19 protein-coding genes are annotated in these 17719 nt (G+C 69.8%); 11 read left to right on the forward strand and 8 right to left on the reverse strand.

Features of this window, described 5'->3' with window-relative positions:
* Nucleotides 1–15 precede the first annotated feature (15 nt).
* Nucleotides 16–1050, forward strand: a complete 1035-nt coding sequence (glpX, locus tag ACQPYK_RS43195) for a class II fructose-bisphosphatase (RefSeq protein WP_433245301.1) — start codon at nucleotides 16–18, stop codon at nucleotides 1048–1050.
* 30 nt (nucleotides 1051–1080) lie between these two features.
* Here glpX and ACQPYK_RS43200 read toward each other — a convergent pair whose 3' ends face one another.
* Complete coding sequence (locus ACQPYK_RS43200; protein WP_433245304.1) at nucleotides 1081–1683, reverse strand: DUF1707 SHOCT-like domain-containing protein; 603 nt, start codon at nucleotides 1681–1683, stop codon at nucleotides 1081–1083.
* A 138-nt stretch (nucleotides 1684–1821) separates the two neighbouring features.
* Here ACQPYK_RS43200 and ACQPYK_RS43205 point away from each other — a divergent pair, with 138 nt between their 5' ends.
* Entirely contained in the window at nucleotides 1822–2988 is a 1167-nt protein-coding gene (locus tag ACQPYK_RS43205; protein ID WP_433245307.1) for an MFS transporter, read from the forward strand.
* Here the strand turns inward: ACQPYK_RS43205 and iolD are convergent.
* The 7 genes from iolD to ACQPYK_RS43240 all read right to left on the reverse strand — a co-directional run bounded on the left by iolD (nucleotide 2979) and on the right by ACQPYK_RS43240 (nucleotide 11193).
* A complete protein-coding gene (gene iolD, locus ACQPYK_RS43210; RefSeq protein ID WP_433245310.1) occupies nucleotides 2979–4829 on the reverse strand; it encodes a 3D-(3,5/4)-trihydroxycyclohexane-1,2-dione acylhydrolase (decyclizing) in 1851 nt (616 codons plus the stop codon). The genes ACQPYK_RS43205 and iolD overlap by 10 nt on opposite strands.
* A gap of 29 nt (nucleotides 4830–4858) precedes the next feature.
* Nucleotides 4859–5680, reverse strand: a complete 822-nt coding sequence (gene iolB, locus ACQPYK_RS43215; protein ID WP_433245313.1) for a 5-deoxy-glucuronate isomerase — start codon at nucleotides 5678–5680, stop codon at nucleotides 4859–4861.
* Nucleotides 5681–5747: 67 nt separating this feature from the next.
* Nucleotides 5748–6629: a Cgl0159 family (beta/alpha)8-fold protein gene (locus ACQPYK_RS43220; protein WP_433259092.1), complete on the reverse strand. Its 882-nt coding sequence runs from the start codon at nucleotides 6627–6629 to the stop codon at nucleotides 5748–5750.
* A gap of 32 nt (nucleotides 6630–6661) precedes the next feature.
* Nucleotides 6662–7627, reverse strand: coding sequence for a 5-dehydro-2-deoxygluconokinase (gene iolC, locus ACQPYK_RS43225; RefSeq protein WP_433245316.1), 966 nt, complete (start codon nucleotides 7625–7627; stop codon nucleotides 6662–6664).
* Nucleotides 7624–8604: a TIM barrel protein gene (locus ACQPYK_RS43230; protein WP_433245319.1), complete on the reverse strand. Its 981-nt coding sequence runs from the start codon at nucleotides 8602–8604 to the stop codon at nucleotides 7624–7626. Before ACQPYK_RS43230 ends, iolC begins: the two co-directional genes overlap by 4 nt.
* On the reverse strand, nucleotides 8601–9578 hold the full coding sequence (locus ACQPYK_RS43235; RefSeq protein ID WP_433245322.1) for a Gfo/Idh/MocA family protein: 978 nt from the start codon (nucleotides 9576–9578) through the stop codon (nucleotides 8601–8603). The genes ACQPYK_RS43230 and ACQPYK_RS43235 overlap by 4 nt, the downstream gene beginning before the upstream one ends.
* Nucleotides 9579–9747: 169 nt before the next feature.
* A complete protein-coding gene (locus tag ACQPYK_RS43240; protein WP_433245325.1) occupies nucleotides 9748–11193 on the reverse strand; it encodes a PLP-dependent aminotransferase family protein in 1446 nt (481 codons plus the stop codon).
* A gap of 67 nt (nucleotides 11194–11260) precedes the next feature.
* On the opposite strand from ACQPYK_RS43240, the gene ACQPYK_RS43245 reads away from it, so the two are divergent.
* The 9 genes from ACQPYK_RS43245 (at nucleotide 11261) to ACQPYK_RS43285 (ending at nucleotide 17241) form a co-directional block, all read left to right on the forward strand.
* Nucleotides 11261–12268 (forward strand): DMT family transporter, encoded by a 1008-nt coding sequence (locus ACQPYK_RS43245; protein WP_433245328.1) that lies wholly within the window; start codon nucleotides 11261–11263, stop codon nucleotides 12266–12268.
* Between the two features lie 368 nt (nucleotides 12269–12636).
* Nucleotides 12637–14310, forward strand: a complete 1674-nt coding sequence (locus ACQPYK_RS43250; RefSeq protein WP_433245331.1) for a fumarate hydratase — start codon at nucleotides 12637–12639, stop codon at nucleotides 14308–14310.
* Between the two features lie 237 nt (nucleotides 14311–14547).
* Nucleotides 14548–14739: a hypothetical protein gene (locus ACQPYK_RS43255; RefSeq protein ID WP_433245334.1), complete on the forward strand. Its 192-nt coding sequence runs from the start codon at nucleotides 14548–14550 to the stop codon at nucleotides 14737–14739.
* A 5-nt stretch (nucleotides 14740–14744) separates the two neighbouring features.
* Nucleotides 14745–15272 carry a DUF6879 family protein gene (locus ACQPYK_RS43260; RefSeq protein WP_433245337.1) on the forward strand — a complete coding sequence of 176 codons (528 nt, stop codon included), beginning with the start codon at nucleotides 14745–14747 and terminating at the stop codon, nucleotides 15270–15272.
* On the forward strand, nucleotides 15265–16101 hold the full coding sequence (locus ACQPYK_RS43265; protein WP_433245340.1) for a helix-turn-helix domain-containing protein: 837 nt from the start codon (nucleotides 15265–15267) through the stop codon (nucleotides 16099–16101). Before ACQPYK_RS43260 ends, ACQPYK_RS43265 begins: the two co-directional genes overlap by 8 nt.
* Nucleotides 16102–16201: 100 nt before the next feature.
* Complete coding sequence (locus ACQPYK_RS43270) at nucleotides 16202–16609, forward strand: hypothetical protein (protein ID WP_433245343.1); 408 nt, start codon at nucleotides 16202–16204, stop codon at nucleotides 16607–16609.
* A complete protein-coding gene (locus ACQPYK_RS43275; RefSeq protein WP_433245346.1) occupies nucleotides 16602–16853 on the forward strand; it encodes a hypothetical protein in 252 nt (83 codons plus the stop codon). The genes ACQPYK_RS43270 and ACQPYK_RS43275 overlap by 8 nt, the downstream gene beginning before the upstream one ends.
* The gene (locus ACQPYK_RS43280; protein WP_433245349.1) at nucleotides 16850–16987 is read left to right on the forward strand and encodes a hypothetical protein; all 138 of its coding nucleotides are present in this window, start codon (nucleotides 16850–16852) and stop codon (nucleotides 16985–16987) included. The genes ACQPYK_RS43275 and ACQPYK_RS43280 overlap by 4 nt, the downstream gene beginning before the upstream one ends.
* Nucleotides 16966–17241, forward strand: a complete 276-nt coding sequence (locus ACQPYK_RS43285; RefSeq protein ID WP_433245352.1) for a hypothetical protein — start codon at nucleotides 16966–16968, stop codon at nucleotides 17239–17241. Before ACQPYK_RS43280 ends, ACQPYK_RS43285 begins: the two co-directional genes overlap by 22 nt.
* Nucleotides 17242–17719 lie beyond the last annotated feature (478 nt).

Below are 17719 nucleotides of genomic sequence, written 5' to 3' on the forward strand. Positions count from 1 at the left end.
GAGGGGCTCCTCGTCATGTCCGATCAGACGTCCGTACCTGCCGCGCTCGCCACGGGTGCACACGCACCTGATCGCAACCTCGCTCTCGAACTGGTCAGGGTCACCGAGGCGGCCGCGATGGCCGCGGCCCGCTGGGTGGGGCGCGGCGACAAGAACGGCGCCGACGGCGCCGCGGTGAACGCGATGCGCCAGCTGATCAACACGGTGTCGATGAACGGCGTGGTGGTGATCGGTGAGGGTGAGAAGGACAACGCGCCGATGCTCTACAACGGCGAGCACGTCGGGGACGGCAGCGGCGCCGAGTGCGACGTGGCCGTGGACCCGATCGACGGCACCCGCCTCACCGCCCTCGGCATGCCCAACGGCATCTCGGTCATCGCGGTCAGCGAGCGCGGCTCGATGTACGACCCGTCGGCCGTCTTCTACATGGACAAGCTCGTCACCGGGCCCGAGGCCGCCTCGTCGGTGGACATCAACGCGCCCGTGGCCGACAACATCTCCGCGGTGGCCCGCGCCAAGGGCGGCGAGCCCTCGGACGTGACCGTGGTCATCCTCGACCGGCCGCGCCACGAGAAGATCATCCAGGAGGTCCGGGAGGCCGGCGCGCGGATCAAGCTCATCACCGACGGCGACGTGGCCGGCGCGATCATGGCCGCCCGCGCGGGCACCGGCGTGGACCTGATGCTCGGCATCGGCGGCACCCCGGAGGGCATCATCGCGGCCTGCGCGCTCAAGTGCCTGGGCGGTGTCATCCAGGGCAGGCTGTGGCCGCAGGACGACGCCGAGCGCCGCCGGGCGCTGGACGCCGGTCTCGACCTGGACGCCACGCTGAGCACCGACGACCTGGTCCGCTCCGACGACGTGTTCTTCGCGGCCAGCGGGATCACCGACGGTGAGCTCATGCAGGGCGTCCGCTACCGCGGCGGCCACGCCGTCACCAGTTCCCTGGTCATGCGCGGCCGTTCCGGCACGATCCGCAAGATCGAGAGCGAGCACCAGCTCTGGAAGCTGCGCGCCTACAGCGCGATCAACTTCGACAGCGCGAGCTGAGCGGCCCTGGGCCGCTCGTGGTCTCGCCGCTCAGCGGCGAAACCACGAGCGGCGGGGGCGCTTGGGCGACTTGGCGACGACGCTGCCCAGGGTGACGAGCCCGGTGATCTCGATGACGGGGCCGTCGGGCGACGGCGGGACCTGGTTCTTCTTACCTCCCATGATCGAGGAGGCGGGCATCTCGATCCGCACGCCCTCGGGGACGATCAGCGTGAGAGTCGCGGCCATCACGGTGACCTGGAGCGTCACGTGTCCCGACTGCAGCAGCGCCTCGCGCAGGTCGAGCGTGACGTTGGCACAGATCGCGGTGACGGAGAAGCGGGTGGGCACCACCCAGCGCCCCGCGCGCTCCTGTGAGCCGAACAAGGCCATCACCGGACGGACGTCGGTCTGCAGCGGCTGGGCCTCGGGCGGGAGCAGGTCCGCGGTGAGCGCGGAGAGCTCGCCCAGCGTGCGGGCTCGATAGAGCGCCTCGACCCGCTCCTCGTGCTCGTCGTGGTTCAGCCGGCCGTCGGCGAGCGCGTCCGCCAGCACGGCGGCCACCCGTTCCCGGTCGGCGTTTCCCGCCCGCAGGTCGCCGGGGCGCGGCGAGCGGGCGGAGTCACGGATCGACGGGGGAGGGAAACTGTCCACCCTTCGACGATAATCGCCGTCGGGGCCGTGACGGCGTGACGAGGCCGTCGCTTCCAGGTGATCGGCCATTGACCGCCGGGGGCCGCGCACCTAACCTGACGGGAACTTGAACACTCCTCATGTTCTACGGAGGTCGTCATGCCGACCCCACGCGACAGGCGGGCGCGGGTGGCGACCTGGGCCGCCTTCTTCGTCCAGGGCCTCTGCTTCGCCACCCTGCTCACCCACGTGATCGACCTGCAGCACAGGTTCGGGCTGAGCGACGGGGACCTCACCCTCGTGCTGCTGCTCGTGCCGGTGATCGCCGGTGTCGGGAGCGTCGTGGCAGGCCCGCTGGCCGCGAAGTACGGCAGCGGCCCGGTGCTGCGGATCTCCCAGGTGGCCGTCTGCGTCGTGGTGGCCCTTTCCGGATGGAACGACCGGCTGCTCGGCCTGTACGTGCTCAGCGCGGTGTTCGGCCTGTTCGTCGGGGCGGTGGACGCGGCGATGAACATGCAGGCCGTCGCGGTCGAGCGCCGCTACGGCATGAGCGTGCTGACCGGCTTCCACGCCGTGTGGAGCGTCGGCTCGATGCTGGGCGCCGGGTTCAACTCCGCCTTCAGCGCCCTCGGGACGGATCTGGGGTGGTCGTTCTCGATCCCGGTGGCGATCGGCGCCGCGATCTCAGTGATCATGCTTCCCCGGCTCTACGACCGCGCCGGGGAGCGGGAGACGGCGCACGCCGTACAGACGACGGCCAGGGTGCCGTGGCGGCCGATCATCCCGCTCTGCCTGGCGATGGCGTTCCTCTACGTCGGCGACGCCGCGGTCTCCAACTACAGCACCGTGTACATGGAGGGCGCGCTGTCGGCGAGCGGCTGGCTGGTGCCCTTCGCCTACCTCGTCTACCAGGCGGCCATGCTCCTGGCTCGCGTCCCCGGAGACTTCGCCGTGCGCAGGTACGGCCCGGCCCCGGTCGTCCGCGTGGGCGCGGTGGTCGCGGCCGTGGGGACGCTCGGCGTCGTCGCCGCCCCGGGCGTCCTCGTGGCCGTCCTGTCGTTCGGCCTGATCGGCATCGGCCTGTCCGTCATCGCGCCGCAGTCGTTCTCGGCCGCCGGCCGTCTCGGCTCCGGCGCCGAGACGGCGATCGCGCGCGTCAACGTGTTCAACTACGTCGGCTTCCTCGTCGGCGCGGCCGTGGTCGGCACCATCAACGACACCGTGGACGTGCGGGCGGCGTTCGTGCCCGCCGCCGTCGTGGTGGCCCTGATCGTGCCGCTGGCCAGGGGTTTCCAGCCGAAGCCGGACCTCGTGGCTCAGAGGTAGGGCCGTTGGTCGCGTTTTCGGTCCTCGTAATGGCGGCGCGCGGCCTGGACCTCGGCCAGGTTCGATGTCTCGGCGATCGGGACGTCCCACCAGGCGGTGGTGTCCGGTGCCGGACCGGGGACGGTCTCCACGTGCACCACGGTGGTGCGGGCCGCGGCGCGCGCCCGGGTCAGGGCCGCCTGCAGCGAGGAGCGGTCATGGGCGCGCAGCACGTCGGCGCCGAGGCTGGCCGCGTTGGCGGCCAGATCCACCGGCAGCAGCGGGCCGTCCAGACCACCGGAGGCGTCACGGGCGCGGTGGGCGGTACCCAGCCGGCGGGCGCCGACCGCCTCCGACAGGGCGCCGATGGAGGCGTAGCCGTGGTTGTCGACCACGATCACGATGAGTTTGACGCCCTCTTGCACCGCGGTGACGATCTCGCCGGCCATCATCAGGTAGGAGCCGTCGCCGACCAGCACGAACACCTCGCGGTCGGGGGCGGCGAGTTTCACGCCGAGCCCGCCGGCGATCTCGTATCCCATGCAGGAGTAGCCGTATTCCACGTGGTAGGAGCCCGCTTCGCGGGCGCGCCAGAGTTTGTGCAGGTCGCCGGGCATCGAGCCGGCGGCGTTGACCACCACGTCACCGGACCGGCTCATCTGGTCGACGATGCCCAGCAGCACCGGCTGGGTCAGCGCGTCACCGCCGGTGACCTGATCGATGTGCTGGTTCCAGTCGGCGCGCAGCCGGGTGGCGGTGGCGCTCCAGTCCGCTTCGGCGCGCCAGCCGTCCAGCTCGGCGCCGCTCAGGGCGTCCAGGGCCTGGCGGGCGTCGGCGATGAGCATCTGGCCGGCGTGCTTGGCCGCGTCGAAGGCGGTGATGTTGATGTTGAGGAAGCGGGCGCCGGGGAACAGGGTGCGCGAGGCGGTGGTGAAGTCGCTGTAGCGGGTGCCGATGCCGATGACCAGGTCGGCCTGGCGGGCCAGGGCGTTGGCCGCGGCGCTGCCGGTGTGGCCGATGCCGCCGACCGCGCACGGGTGCCGGTGGGGCAGGGCGCCCTTGCCGGCCTGGGTCTCGGCGACCGGGATGTGGTGGCGGGCGGCGAAGGCGGCCAGGGCCGCGCCGGCCTGGCTGTGCAGCACGCCGCCGCCGGCGATGATCAGCGGTCGGCGGCTGGTCAGCAGCAACCGGTGGGCGCGGCTCAGCGCGGCCGGTTCGGGCACCGGGCGGGCCACGTGCCAGATGCGGCGGGCGAACAGGTCGGCGGGCCAGTGGTGGGCTTCGGCCTGGACGTCTTGGGGCAGCGCCAGGGTGACCGCGCCGGTTTCGGCGGGATCGGTCAGCACCCGCATCGCGGCCAGAAGCGCGGCGGGTAGTTGTTCGGGCCGGTGGATGCGGTCGAAGTAGCGGCTGACCGGGCGCAGGGTGTCGTTGACGCTGATGTCGTAGGTGCGGGGGTCTTCCAGTTCTTGCAGGACGGGGGTGGCGGCGCGGGTGGCGAAGGTGTCGCCGGGCAACAGCAGTACCGGCAGGCGGTTGATGGTGGCCAGGGCGGCGCCGGTGACCAGGTTGGTGGCGCCGGGGCCGATGGAGGTGGTGCAGGCCAGGGTGGCCAGGCGGTGGCGGGTGCGGGCGTAGCCGACCGCGGTGTGCACCATGGCTTGTTCGTTGCGGGCGGGGTAGTAGGGCAGGGCGGCGGCGGTGCCGGCGCCCTGTTCGGTCAGGGCCTGGCCGATGCCGGCGACGTTGCCGTGGCCGAAGACGCCCATGATGGCGGGGATGAGGCGGTGGGTCTGGCCGTCGCGTTCGGTCCATTGGTTGGCCAGGAACCGCACGAGGGCTTGGGCGGTGGTGAGTTTCATCGCGCTTCTCCTCGTGCTCGGTGTCGGGCTCATCGGGTGGTCGGGGTCAGGGGCAGGCGGGGGTCGATGGGCTGGTCGGCCCAGGTGGCGCGGATCCAGGCGTGGCGGGGGTCGTCGCAGGAGGTCATGGAGCGGGTGGCGGCGGGTCCGGCCAGCACGTTGAGGTAGTACAGGTCGTAGCCGGGGGCGGCCATGGAGGGGCCGTGGTAGCCGTGGGGGACGAGGACCGCGTCGCCGGCGGCGACTTCGGTGAGGGTGTCGTGGGTGCCGTAGGTGCGTTGGTAGCCGGGGCCGCCTTCGAAGTAGTAGATCTCCTCAAGGACGGCTTCGTGGGGGGAGGCGGTGTCGTGTTTGTGGGGCGGGTAGGACGACCAGTTGCCGGCGGGGGTGAGGACTTCGACCGCGATGAGCTTGTCGCAGTCGAAGGTGTCGGGGGTACAGAAGTTGTTGACCTGCCGGCTGGCGTGGCCGGCGCCGCGGATCTCGACGGGGACCTCGCGGGCCGGGCCGTAGCGGACGGGGAGGCGGCGGCCGGCGCGGGCCGCGGGGAAGGCGAACCGGCCCTGGCCACAGATCCGGACGGTCGCGCCGACGGGCAGGTAGGCGAAGTCGCTGACCGCTTGGAAGACCGAGGTCCGGCCGTGGAGTGTGAGCCGTACTCCTTCGCACTCGACGACGCATGAGCCCGACATCGGCAGCACGAGCATCTCCTCGTCGCCGGTGGAGAACTCCACGCTCTCGCCGGACAGGCAGAGCAGCCGGAGCCCGGCGTAGGTCCAGCCGGCCGACTCCGGGGTGATCAGCAGGGCCCACGGAGACAGTGCCGTGCTGCCTGCGGGAATGAAGGTCATCGCCGCTCCTCCCCTCGCGGCCCGTCGAGGCGTGACGTCTCGGCACGGTGCCTGCACGATCGCTCGCTCATTCCACCTCCAGCATCGCCACGGCGGTGTCGACGGCCGTGGCCACGTCGTCATCGGAGGGGTACAGCAACGCGCGGCCCACCACAAGCCCCCGCACCCCGGGAAGGCGGAGAGCTTCCCGCCAGGCGGCGTAGGCCCGGTGGGGGGTCTCCCCCGGATCGCCTCCGAGGAGCAGGGTCGGCAGCGTGGTGGCGCGCATCACGCGTGCCATGTCGTCGACCACCGGGATCTTCAGCCAGGTGTGCGCGGAGGTCGCGCCCAGCCCCTGGCCGACGTGCATGGAGCGGATGACTCCTTCGGCGGACAGGTCGTGGGCGACCGTCCCGTCCACCCGTCGCGACCAGAACGGCTCGATCATCGCCACCAGGCCGTGCGAGGCCAGCTCGGTGATCGCCCTGGCGCAGGACTCCAGGGTGCCGGCGGTGGCGGGGTCGTCCAGCCCGATCCGGCAGAGCATCTTGCCGCCGTCCAGGCCCATCCGGACGATGGAGGCGCTGTCGTAGGCGGTGAAGCGGTCGTCGAACTCGAACGCCGAGCCCTGCACGCCGCCCCGGTTCATCGACCCGATGACGAGCTTGTCCTCCAGCGCGCCGAGCAGCAGCAGGTCCTCGACGACGTCGGGGGTGGCCAGCAGCCCGTCCACGCCGGGTCTGGCCAGGGCGGTCATGAGCCGGTCCAGCAGGTCGGCCCGGTTCTCCATGGCCATCGGGCGGCGGCCCGCGCCGAGCGCGCCCCGCGCCGGATGGTCGGCCGCGATGACGAGGATCCGGTCGCGCCCCTGCAGCAGGCTCCTGCGTCGCCGTGCCGCCGCCGCCTCCGCGATCCGCCAGGGAGAGCGCGCACGGGTGTCGAGCAGGCGGCGGTGGTCCTTCTCGCTCAGCACTCGCTCTCCCGTCCCGGGCTCGGCCTCGCTCAACACTCGCTCCCCCGCACCGGGCTCGGCCGCTGCGGGTCGAGCATGTCCCGCACCTCGTCGATCGTGGGCATCGCGGGCGCGCAGGCCAGCCGCCCCGCCACGATCGCCCCGGCCGCGTTGGCGAAACGCAGCGTCCGCGCCAACGACCACCCCGCCAGCAACCCGTGACACAACGCACCCCCGAAGGCGTCCCCCGCCCCCAACCCGTTGACCACCTCCACCGGCACCGGCGCCACCTCCACCGTCTCACCCGCCGTCATGCCCAGCACCCCGGCCGACCCCCGCTTGATCACCGCCAGCTCCACCCCGGCCGCCAGCAACGCCCGGCCCGCCGCATACGGCTCCGCCACCCCGGTGGCCACCTCGACCTCCTCCACATTGCCCACCGCCACCGTCACCCGCCCCAACGCCCGACGCACCTGAGCCCGCGCCGCCGCCGCACTCGGCCAGAACATCGGCCGGTAGTCCAGATCCAGCACCGTGTACGGCCGGCGCCCCCGCACCCGCCAGGCCGCGAAATGCGCCGCCCGCGACGGCTCCTGCGACAGCCCCGTCACCGTCGTCCACAACAGCCGCGCCCCGGCGATCGCCGCCAGATCCAGCTCCTCGACCCCGATCTCCAGATCCGGCGCCTTGGGAGCGCGGTAGAAATACAGCGGGAAGTCCTCCGGCGGCCGGATCTCACAGAACGTCACCGGCGTGGGCAGCCCCGGCACCGCGCTGACATAGCGGTCATCGACCCCGTAGGCGCGCAGCGCGTCGTGCACGAACGCGCCGAACGGATCGGCCCCGGTCCGCGTGATCACCGCACTGGCCCGGCCCAGCCGGGCGGCGGCCACGGCCACGTTGGTCGCGCTCCCGCCCAGATACTTGCCGAAGGTCTCCACCTCCCGCAGCGACACCCCCACCTGCAGCGGGTAGATGTCCACCCCGACCCGCCCCATCGCCAGGACTTCGATCATGCGGGTTCCTCGTCTAGCGGCGCGGCGGCCGGGCGGTCGCCGCCCTGCTCACGCCGCCCGCCCTGTCGGCCCCGCTCGTCTTGCCCGCCCCGCCCGTCTTGCCCGTCTTGCCCGCCCCGCCCATCGGTGAGTTCCCGCAGATACGCCAGGCTCGCGCGGACGTTCTCCCCGGGGACGGGGTCGTCTCCGGGGCCGAGGACGACGTCCTGCTCCATGACGTACCACCCCGCGTATCCGGCGGCGGTCAGGCCCGCGACGATGCCGGAGACGTCCACGTCGCCCCGGCCGAGCGGGCGGTACAGGCCCGCCTTGACCGCCTCGGTGTAGGACAGCCGACCGGCCCCGACCCGTTCGGCGAGCTCGGCGTCGACGTCCTTGAGGTGGACGTGCGCGATCCGCCCGGCGGCCCGGCGGACGACGTCCAGCGGGTCGGCGCCGCCGACGAGCAGGTGGCCGGTGTCCAGGCAGAGCGCGACCGCGCTGCCGTCGAGCACCCGGCCCACTTCCTCGGGGTTTTCCACCATGGTCCCCACGTGGGGGTGCAGGGTGACCGTGCGGCCGAACTCCTTGGCGTTCTTGAGGATCCGGCCGAGGTTGGCCATCAGGGTCTTCCAGCCGTTCGCCTCCAGGGCGGGCTTGGCGTCGTAGCTCTCGCCGCCGGTGGACGCGGCCAGCACGACCACCTCCACGTCACCGTCCCGGAAGGCCCGCATGGCGGCGCGGACCTCCGGGAGCGGGTCGTGGTGGGGGTCGTGCAGGACCACGGGGACGAACCCGCCGACCGCGCGCAGGCCGTACTCGGCGAGAAGGGAGCGGCAGCGCGACGGCGAGGGCGGCAGGAACCCCTGGGGGCCCAGTTCGGTGGCCGTCAGGCCCAACTCCCGCATCTCGGCCAGCACCTGGTCGCGGTCGAGCTGGCGGCCCCAGCCGGGAACCTCGCAGACGCCCCAGGAGATGGGCGCACCGGCCGTCTTCACTGGACCACCTCCGCCATGCGAACCGGACGCCCCTCTCGCCTGGAGAGCTCGGCGGCCTCGGCGATGTGGAGCGCGGCCAGGGCGTCCTGGACCGTGCAGGGACTGCCGGTGTCCCCGCGCGCGGCGCTGAGGAAGGCGTCGATCTCGGCGATGTACGCGGCCGCGAACCGGGCCTGGAAGTCGGGCCAGGGATCATCGGGCGGGCCGGAGCCCTCGACGCCGCTCAGCGGCGCGCGTGCCCCCAGCCCCGCCGTCTGGGTGCGCAGGGTGCCCGCCAGCTCCATCCGCACGTCGTATCCGGCGCCGTTGTAGCGGGACCCCTGCACGGTGACCAGCGTGCCGTCGTCCAGGGTGAGCAGCGCGGCACTGGTGTCGACGTCCCCGGCCTCGGCGAAGAAGGCCTCGCCCCGGTTGGCGCCGGTGGCGTAGACGGTGTCCACCTCACGGCCGGTGACCCAGCGCAGGATGTCGAAGTCATGGATGTGGCAGTCACGGAAGATGCCGCCCGACAGCGGGAGATAGCCGGGCGCAGGGGGCGCCGGATCGGCGGTGACCAGGTGCACCCGGTGCAGCGTGCCCAGCTCACCACCGCGCAGGGCATCGCGGGCGGCGACGTACCCGGCGTCGAACCGGCGCTGGAAACCGATGTGCACCACCACCCCGCTCCGCCTGGCCGCCTTGAGCACCCGGACGGTGTCCTCCACGCCCGGCGCGACCGGCTTCTCACAGAACACCGGCACTCCCTGGGCGCAGGCACGCGTCAGGAGCTCGGCGTGGGTGGCGGTGGGGGTCGCGATGACCACGGCGTCGGCGTCGAAAGGGTCTCCCACTCCGGCGTTCAGCCCGGCGGCGATCCCGGCCGCCCGCGCGCCGTCGGCGTCGGCCACCACCAGCTCGTCGACCCGGGGATGCGCCGCCAGCGTCGCGGCGTGGAATGCCCCGATCCGGCCAAGACCTAGCAGACCAACACGCATAATGCCTCCGAAGGAGATAGCGGCCGGTCTTTAGTTCTAAGCAAGAAATCCAAGGTCGTCAAGGTTTGTCAGGACATATAGACGACCTCTTGAGCGAGGGCGTTCCGTCTCTTACGCGAGTGCGCTCCGCACGCCGCATCCGTGGCATGATCCGCCGTCGACCCGGCGATCAGCTCCGCAGGCCGTCCGCGAAGGCGCGGATGACCCGGTCGGCGTGATGGACGGGAAGCCGGGCGAAACCCATGATCAGGGCGGGTGGGCCCGCGGCGTGCCGCATCGGGCCCACCGGTTCGGCGGCCAGGCCGCAGGACTGAGCCGTCCGGGCGGCCGACGGCTCGTCCCAGCCGCCGGGCAGTTCGGCGAACAGGTGCAGCCCGGCCGAGACCCCGCGCACCGTGATCTCGGGAAGGTGCTCGGCCAGGGCGCGCACGAGGGCGTCACGCCGGGCGCGATACTCCCGGCGCATCCTCCTCAGGTGCCGGTCGTAGGCGCCGGTCGCGATGAAGTCGGCCAGCGTGTGCTGCTCCAGGACCGGCGAGCCCAGGTCGAACGCGGCGCGGGCCTGCCGTACCACCTCGGCGATTCCAGGCGGGGCCACCACCCAGCCCAGCCGGAGCCCGGGGGCCAGGGACTTGCTCACGCTTCCCGCCAGGACCACCCGGCCGGGGGCGAGCCCCTGCAGGCACCCCACCGGATCACGGTCGAACCGGAACTCCGCGTCGTAGTCGTCCTCCAGGATCACCGCGCCGGTCCGGGCGGCCCACTCGATCAGCCCGGCGCGTCGGCGGGGGGAGAGCACCACTCCGGTGGGGTACTGGTGCGCGGGGGTGAGCAGCACGGCCCGCGCTCCGGTGGCCGCCAGGGCCTCGACGTCGACGCCCTCGCCGTCCACCGGTACCGCGACCAGGTCGGCGCCCGCCGCGCGGAGCAGCGGAAGCTGCCGCAGGCTGGCCGGGTCCTCGACCGCGAGCCGGATCCGGCCGGAGGGCGGCGGGGGGTTGGCGGTCCGGTCGACGAACCAGCTCAGGTCGTGGCCGGCCCGATCCTGGGGAAGCCGCCCGGCGAGCGCCTGGACCGTGAGGCTCAGCCCCTGCGCCACCCCGCCCACGATCACCAGGTTGTCGGGGACGGCGTCCGCCGCGCGGACCCGTCCCAGGTAGGCGGCCAGCTCCTTGCGCAGCTCCGGCAGGCCGCCGGGATCGCCGTAGTCGAGCGCGTCGGCGGGCAGGGTGGCGAGCGTCCGCCTGGTCGAGGCCAGCCACCGCTCGCGGGGAAAGGAGCCCAGGTCGGGCGAGGTGGAACGGCGTTCGTGGTGCGGGTGGCGGGCGGGTGTCACGGGATCGCGGCCGGGCTCGGCGACGGGCCTGCCCGCCGCCGGGGCCACGGTGGTGCCCACGCCGACCCGCGAGGTCAGGAACCCCTCGGCGACGAGCTGCTCGTAGGCCTCCACGACCACGCCACGCGACAGCCCGAGATCCCTGGCCAGCTCCCGGCTGGCCGGCAGTCGCCCTCCCGCGGGGAGCCGGCCCTGCCGTACGGCCTCGCGCAGCTCGCGGGCGATCTGCCCGGCGATCCCGCCCGCCGCCCGGTCGACGGCCAGATGCAGATCGGCCAATTGGTCCTCATATCCTGTGCACCATTGGACCCCGTACGGGAACCATTGGCTTCCTAGCATTGCCGACATGAACGCAGATGTCAGCATCGCCGCACCTCGGACGCGGCTGCGCGGCCTGAGCCAGGCGGCCGGCGCCATGTTCCTGGTGGGCACCCTGGCCGGCGTCTCCGGAGTGATCCAGAACTATCCCGTCTACGGCGGCCAGGCCCTGCGCTACCTGCTCGCCGCTGCCATCCTGCTCGTGGTCACCCGGGTCACGGGCCTGCGGTTCGTACGGCTCACGCCCCGTGAAGGCGCGTTGCTGGCCGCGCTGTCGCTGTTCGGACTCGTGATCTTCAACGTCTGCGTGATCGAGGCGACCCGGCGCGGCGGCCCCACCCTGGTCGGCACCGTGCTCGGCACCGTTCCGCTGGCGCTCGCCCTGCTCGGCGGCCGTCCCTCGCCGCGTGTCATCGGCGCGGCGACGGTGGTGGTGGCCGGAGCGACGCTGGCCACCGGGCTGGGCAGCGGCGACCTGCCGGGGCTGATGTGGTCGCTGGGCGCGCTGTTCTGCGAGATCTGCTTCTCGTTGCTGGCCATCCCGCTGCTGCCCAAGCTGGGCGCGGTCCGCGTCTCGGCCTATTCGGCCGCGCTGGCCGTGCCGCTGCTGGCCGTCGCCGGCCTGCTCGCGGACGGCGCCGCCATGCTGCGCGTGCCGACCCTCCCCGAGGCCATGGGCCTCGGCTACCAGTCGGTGATCGTGACCACCGTGGCGTTCTTCCTCTGGTACGACGCGCTGCCCCGGATCGGCGCCGGGACCGCCGGGCTGTTCGCCGGGCTGATCCCGGTCGGCGCCATCGTCACCGGGGCGGTCCTCGGCCTGGGCGCGCCCTCCCTGCCCGACCTGCTCGGCGTGGCTCTGGTGGTCGCCGGCCTCGGCGCCGGCCTCAGCACCGGCCTCAGTGCTTCTGCTTCGTCTGCGACTGCGGCAGGCTCGCCCGCTGCTGGGGAACGTCGACCTGCTGCTGGGGCAGGTTCACCGGCGGCTCCGGCCAGCTCACCGGCCACTGGGGGGTCTGCCCGTCGATCTCTCTGATATTTCTGAGGGTGAGGACGATCAACGACACGGTCAGGCCGACGATCACGACGACCGCAATGATCGCGATCATGACGATATTGCTGCTCATGATGGTGTCTATGCTGTCCACGATGCCCCCCGGCTACGTCCCGGATGCTTGTTCCGGTCTCTTTCCAGCTTCCTCTGAGTCTTCGGGCACGCGGGGACGATGGACGTCATGAGCGGCTAACGCTTCTCCCAAATAATCATTTTTCGTGTTATATCGCCCAACCTCTCGCGGGGTGTGAGAGGTCACGCCCCCCTTCCCGACCGCGGCGATCGAGTGCGATCGGGAGGCCGTACCCTCTAGGAGGACCGAAGGCCCCCGGCACGGAGGATCGAAGACGATGCCCGAGTTCGACTACACCGACCTGCTCCCCATGGGACCGGATGAGACGCGATACCGTCTGATCAGCGCCGAGGGGGTGCGCGTGGTCGAGGCCGCGGGCCGCAGGTTCCTGGAGGTCGAGCCCGAGGCGCTCCGGTCGCTGACCGAGACGGCGATCCACGACATCTCCCACTACCTCCGGTCCTCCCACCTGGCCCAGCTCCGCAAGATCATCGAAGACCCCGAGTCCAGCGGGAACGACCGCTTCGTCGCCCTCGACCTGCTGAAGAACGCCTCCATCTCGGCCGGCGGGGTGCTCCCCATGTGCCAGGACACCGGCACCGCGATCGTGATGGGTAAGCGCGGCCGCCACGTGCTCACCGACGGCGCCGACGCCGAGCACATCTCCCGCGGCGTCTACGACGCCTACACCAAGCTGAACCTGCGCTACTCCCAGATGGCCCCCATCACCATGTGGGAGGAGAAGAACACCGGCTCCAACCTCCCCGCGCAGATCGAGCTCTACGCCGAAGACCCCCACGGCCACGCGGACGAGTACAAGCTGCTGTTCATGGCCAAGGGCGGCGGCAGCGCCAACAAGTCGTTCCTGTACCAGGAGACCAAGGCGGTCCTCAACGAGAAGCGGATGCTCCAGTTCCTCGAGGAGAAGATCCGCTCCCTCGGCACCGCCGCGTGCCCGCCGTACCACCTGGCGATCGTCGTCGGCGGCACCTCCGCCGAGTTCGCCCTGAAGACGGCCAAGTACGCCAGCGCCCGCTACCTGGACGCCATCCCCACCGAGGGCTCCCCCAGCGGGCATGGCTTCCGCGACACCGAGCTGGAGGCCAAGGTCTTCGAGCTCACCCAGAAGCTGGGCATCGGCGCGCAGTTCGGCGGCAAGTATTTCTGCCACGACGTCCGCGTCATCCGCCTGCCGCGCCACGGCGCCTCCTGCCCGGTCGCCATCGCGGTCTCCTGCAGCGCCGACCGCCAGGCCCTGGCCAAGATCACCCCTGAGGGGATCTTCCTGGAGCAGCTGGAGACCGACCCGGCGAGGTTCCTGCCGGAGACCACCGACGAGCACCTGTCGGACGACGTCGTGAAGATCGACCTCAACCGCCCGATGCCGGAGATCCTCGCCGAGCTCACCAAGTATCCGGTCAAGACGCGCCTGTCCCTGACCGGCCCGCTGGTCGTCGCCCGCGACATCGCCCACGCCAAGATCGGCGAGCTCCTCGACGCCGGCGGCGAGATGCCGCAATACCTCAAGGACCACGCGGTCTACTACGCCGGCCCCGCCAAGACCCCCGAGGGCTACGCCTCCGGCTCGTTCGGCCCGACGACCGCCGGCCGCATGGACTCCTACGTCGAGCGCTTCCAGGCGGCGGGCGGATCCATGGTCATGCTCGCCAAGGGCAACCGCTCCAAGCAGGTCACCGACGCCTGCAAGGCCCACGGCGGCTTCTATCTCGGCTCCATCGGCGGCCCCGCCGCCCGCCTCGCCCAGGACTGCATCAAGAAGGTGGAGGTCCTGGAATACCCCGAGCTCGGCATGGAGGCCGTCTGGAAGATCGAGGTCGAGGACTTCCCCGCCTTCATCGTCGTCGACGACAAGGGTGAGGACTTCTTCGACCAACGGCAACTTGACGGCGGGGCTACCTTCGTGGGCATCCCGACACGTTCAACCAGGTAAAACGGCCTTTAGCGAGATCTCGAAGCCCCCACTTGCGGCGCACGTCGCGGGTTGGGGCTTCTTGCTGTTCTCGATCATTCCGGGCTGTTGCCGATCGCGGTGCTGACGTTGTGCTGACCCGTGATGCCCTCAACCCGCCTAAGCGTTCCCTAGAGGGGGCTTGACTGTTCTCCGCATGCAGCGGAATATCCGAGCGAAACCGAGAAACACCTAGCAACTTCCTCTCAGGAGAAGCACATGCAGCTACGGTTCGTCGGTAGTACGTCCAACCAAGGTGGATGCCCCACGATCTATGAGACGGATCGTGGAACCTTGGTCATCCAAGGCATGCAGGTAACCGACCCTGCGACACTGGCGGAGGCCAGAGACATCCTCGACGGGGAGGCGTTCGTGGAGGTTCCCAAGGAGTTGTTCAAGTTCCTAGGGTGATCAGCATGCGTCTTGTGTCCGGTGATGACTTCGTGAGGCTGTTCTCCTCGTTCGATGTGTCCGCGTTCCGCCTGGAGACGCGAGAGCGCTACCACCTGGCCAAAGACGAGGAGGAGCCTCTGCGGCGGTTCCTCGCTGGCGAGCCTGACGACATGGTGTGGATGCGCGAATGGTTCGATCTCATGCGCAGCCATGCAGCACATGGGCGGAGCTTCCGGCGCGTCCGCGTCGTGTCCCATCCGTTCTCCGACTACACCCGGTTCAGCATGGCGGTAGCCCGCCACAGCATCCCCGCTGGCGATCAAATTCATTACCTCGATCGAGTGGAGGCCGAACGACTGGGTCTCCCCCGATCGGATTGGTGGCTGTTCGACGATGAACGTCTGGCGCTGCTCCACCTGGATACCGATGACGTTCTTCTGGGGGCGGAGATCATCACAGACCCGGCCACGGTCGAACAGCATCGCAAGTGGCGTGATCTCGCGTGGGAGCACGCGATTCCTCTTGAGGAGTTCGTGACCTCCGGTGCGTGACATCGACCGCGCCCGTCAGCAGATGGGAGCAAGGCTCAAGGAACTACGACTGGACGCCAGGATGACCGGGCGGCAACTGGCCGCCCGGTACGGCTGGCAGGCATCCAAGGTCAGCAAGCTGGAGAACGGCCGCCAGACACCCTCAGAGGATGACATCCACGCCTGGTGCGATGCCGTAGGGCGGTCAGGCGAAGCGGCGAACTTGATCGCCACCCTGCGGGCTATGGAGACCCTCTACGCCGAATGGCGGCGACAGCTCAGACTGGGAACCAAGACCCGTCAACAGAGCTGGGCGGAGATAGAGGCCGAGATCACCAACTTGCGCGTCTTCGAGTCGGTTCTCGTTCCCGGTCTGCTTCAGACCAGCGAGTACGCTCGGCTACGCCTATCGCAGGTGATCGCTTTCCACGGAATCCCCGATGACCTTGAAGAGGGGGTCGCCGCACGGATGCGCCGTCAGGAGGTGCTGTACAACCCCGCCAAGACGTTCCATTTTGTAATCTTGGAGAGTGCCCTCCGACTTGGCATGGCACCCCCTGACGTGATGCTCGGGCAGCTTGACCGGTTGATCGCCATCACGATGATGCCCCGCGTTCACTTGGGGATCGTGCCCATGCGCGCACCGTTGCCGTTCGCTCCCCAGCACGGATTTTGGATCTTCGGTGATCGTGCTGTTCATGTCGAAACCGTCGCGGCAGAGCTGACATTGACCCTCTCGGACGAGATCGAGCAGTACGCCCGACTGTTCGATTGGTTCACCAAAGCGGCTCATTACGGGCCTCACGCCCGGCGGATCATCACTCAGACGATGGAAGATCTATCGGAGTAGGTTCCCGGGATTTCTGGCCCATGTCTTCCAGGCCGATGAGTTGAAGCAATTGCGAGCAACTTTCTTGAATCTCTTCTGGCTGGTTTCTACGGTCTGAGGCATGGCGACCGGACAGACGACAGCAGAGTCCTGCACCGAGGGACACGAGGACCACGAGGTAACCGACACAACGGCGGAGAAGCACGACAGGGCGTTAGCCGTCGTACAGCGCCTCCTGAAGGCGAGCGAGATTCGCACTCAGGTTGTTCACCGGATCAGCCTGAAGCTGTTCGGCGACGGCAGGCCATCCCCTCAGGGCAAGCTCAGGCGGCACGCTCCCGAACTCATCGCCTACGGCGACGCGGGGTGGACGGTCGCCACAGTGGCCATGGGGCGGCGTTCCGGCTATTACTTAATTTCTTTGCCCGCCGTGGGTGTCACGTCCCAGATAGTGAACGCTGATCAGCCGCATGCGGTGGTGGACTTGGTCCTCGCGGCGGCCCGAGTGGGTGGCCGTGTCGGTGAGTGACTGGCACATCCTCTGCGGCGTGGCCACGCGGAGGGTCAACGGCCAAGACGTCAGGATCAAGGCCGGAAACCACTCCAGCATCGAAGCGGCCATCGAAGCCTGGGAATCCGAGGAACGTGCGCGGCAGGTTCGTGACCTGGCGGAACTCGGCCGGCTGGTGAATGCTGCAATGACCCGTCTTCAGGTGCGCTACACCGCCGCCAGCCGAGGCGAGCAGCCATTGATTACGGGAGACCTTCAGTGATCACCGATCCGCGAGAGATCGTCGGGTACTACGTCACCGGCCCGATCTTCCTCATCATCGCGGGCTACCTTGCGTGGTCCTTCGTGGAGGACTGGCGCAACGGCTGGCGGCCGTGGCACTGCGACTCGTGGTGAGGGACAAACGGCACGAGCTGTCTTGGTTCGTCTGTCGGGGCTGGGAAGTGGTGGAGGGTTCGGCACGCCGATGCACCGTAACCCTGATCGACGATCCCGAACAGACCTTGACAGTGACGGCCTATGGCACCAGCACCGACCGGATCTTCAAGGCCAACAAGGCGGCCGGACGGGCGCCGGAACAGACGCGATACGCCACCCTCCCCTATCTCGGCCCGGTGGCGGCACGACGTAAGGCGGAGCTGTCGCGCTGAGAACAAGACTGGGTTGGTCCGCCGAGGCTGGCTGAACATCAGGGATGACTCTTTCCAGATTCCGATAGGCAACCCTTCCCTGGTAGGGCTCGCCCAATGGGGCGAGCCCTACCAGGGGTTTCATCTTCCGCACGGCTTTCTGATCACGGTTACTGAGAGGGCTGTTCAGTTTCCGGTGCCCCCATGAACACCTTGAGAGCGTCGATCAGCTTCTCAGCTAGTTCAAGAATGAACTCTCGGCCAGATTGAAAAAACGGCAGTACCAACCAGGTGGGCGTCGTAAGAATGATGATCACTAGCAGGGGGATCGTGAGGAGAGCAACGATCGCAACACGCTGCCAGCGTGCCAACGAAACCGGCAAAACTGCTCCACATCTAAAGAACATCTAGTTAGGCAGCACGAAGGGCACATCGCGCTGATCAAGACATTCCTCTTGTGTGGGTATGCGGAGTCTACCTCAAGTAGGCATACAGGAAG

The sequence above is a fragment of the Streptosporangium sp. CA-135522 genome (genome assembly GCF_050949235.1).
In the GTDB taxonomy this organism is placed as follows: domain Bacteria; phylum Actinomycetota; class Actinomycetes; order Streptosporangiales; family Streptosporangiaceae; genus Streptosporangium.

Excerpts from the sequence above, each read along its gene's own strand:
- iolB (WP_433245313.1), bottom strand. The coding sequence starts at position 5,680 with ATGACCTTCATTCCCGCAGGCAGCACGGCACTGTCTCCGTGGGCCCTG.
- ACQPYK_RS43235 (WP_433245322.1), bottom strand. The coding sequence starts at position 9,578 with ATGCGTGTTGGTCTGCTAGGTCTTGGCCGGATCGGGGCATTCCACGCC.
- ACQPYK_RS43270 (WP_433245343.1), top strand. The coding sequence starts at position 16,202 with ATGGCGACCGGACAGACGACAGCAGAGTCCTGCACCGAGGGACACGAG.
- ACQPYK_RS43255 (WP_433245334.1), top strand. The coding sequence starts at position 14,548 with ATGCAGCTACGGTTCGTCGGTAGTACGTCCAACCAAGGTGGATGCCCC.
- ACQPYK_RS43245 (WP_433245328.1), top strand. The coding sequence starts at position 11,261 with ATGAACGCAGATGTCAGCATCGCCGCACCTCGGACGCGGCTGCGCGGC.
- ACQPYK_RS43260 (WP_433245337.1), top strand. The coding sequence starts at position 14,745 with ATGCGTCTTGTGTCCGGTGATGACTTCGTGAGGCTGTTCTCCTCGTTC.
- ACQPYK_RS43250 (WP_433245331.1), top strand. The coding sequence starts at position 12,637 with ATGCCCGAGTTCGACTACACCGACCTGCTCCCCATGGGACCGGATGAG.
- iolD (WP_433245310.1), bottom strand. The coding sequence starts at position 4,829 with ATGAAACTCACCACCGCCCAAGCCCTCGTGCGGTTCCTGGCCAACCAA.
- glpX (WP_433245301.1), top strand. The coding sequence starts at position 16 with ATGTCCGATCAGACGTCCGTACCTGCCGCGCTCGCCACGGGTGCACAC.
- iolC (WP_433245316.1), bottom strand. The coding sequence starts at position 7,627 with ATGATCGAAGTCCTGGCGATGGGGCGGGTCGGGGTGGACATCTACCCG.
- ACQPYK_RS43205 (WP_433245307.1), top strand. The coding sequence starts at position 1,822 with ATGCCGACCCCACGCGACAGGCGGGCGCGGGTGGCGACCTGGGCCGCC.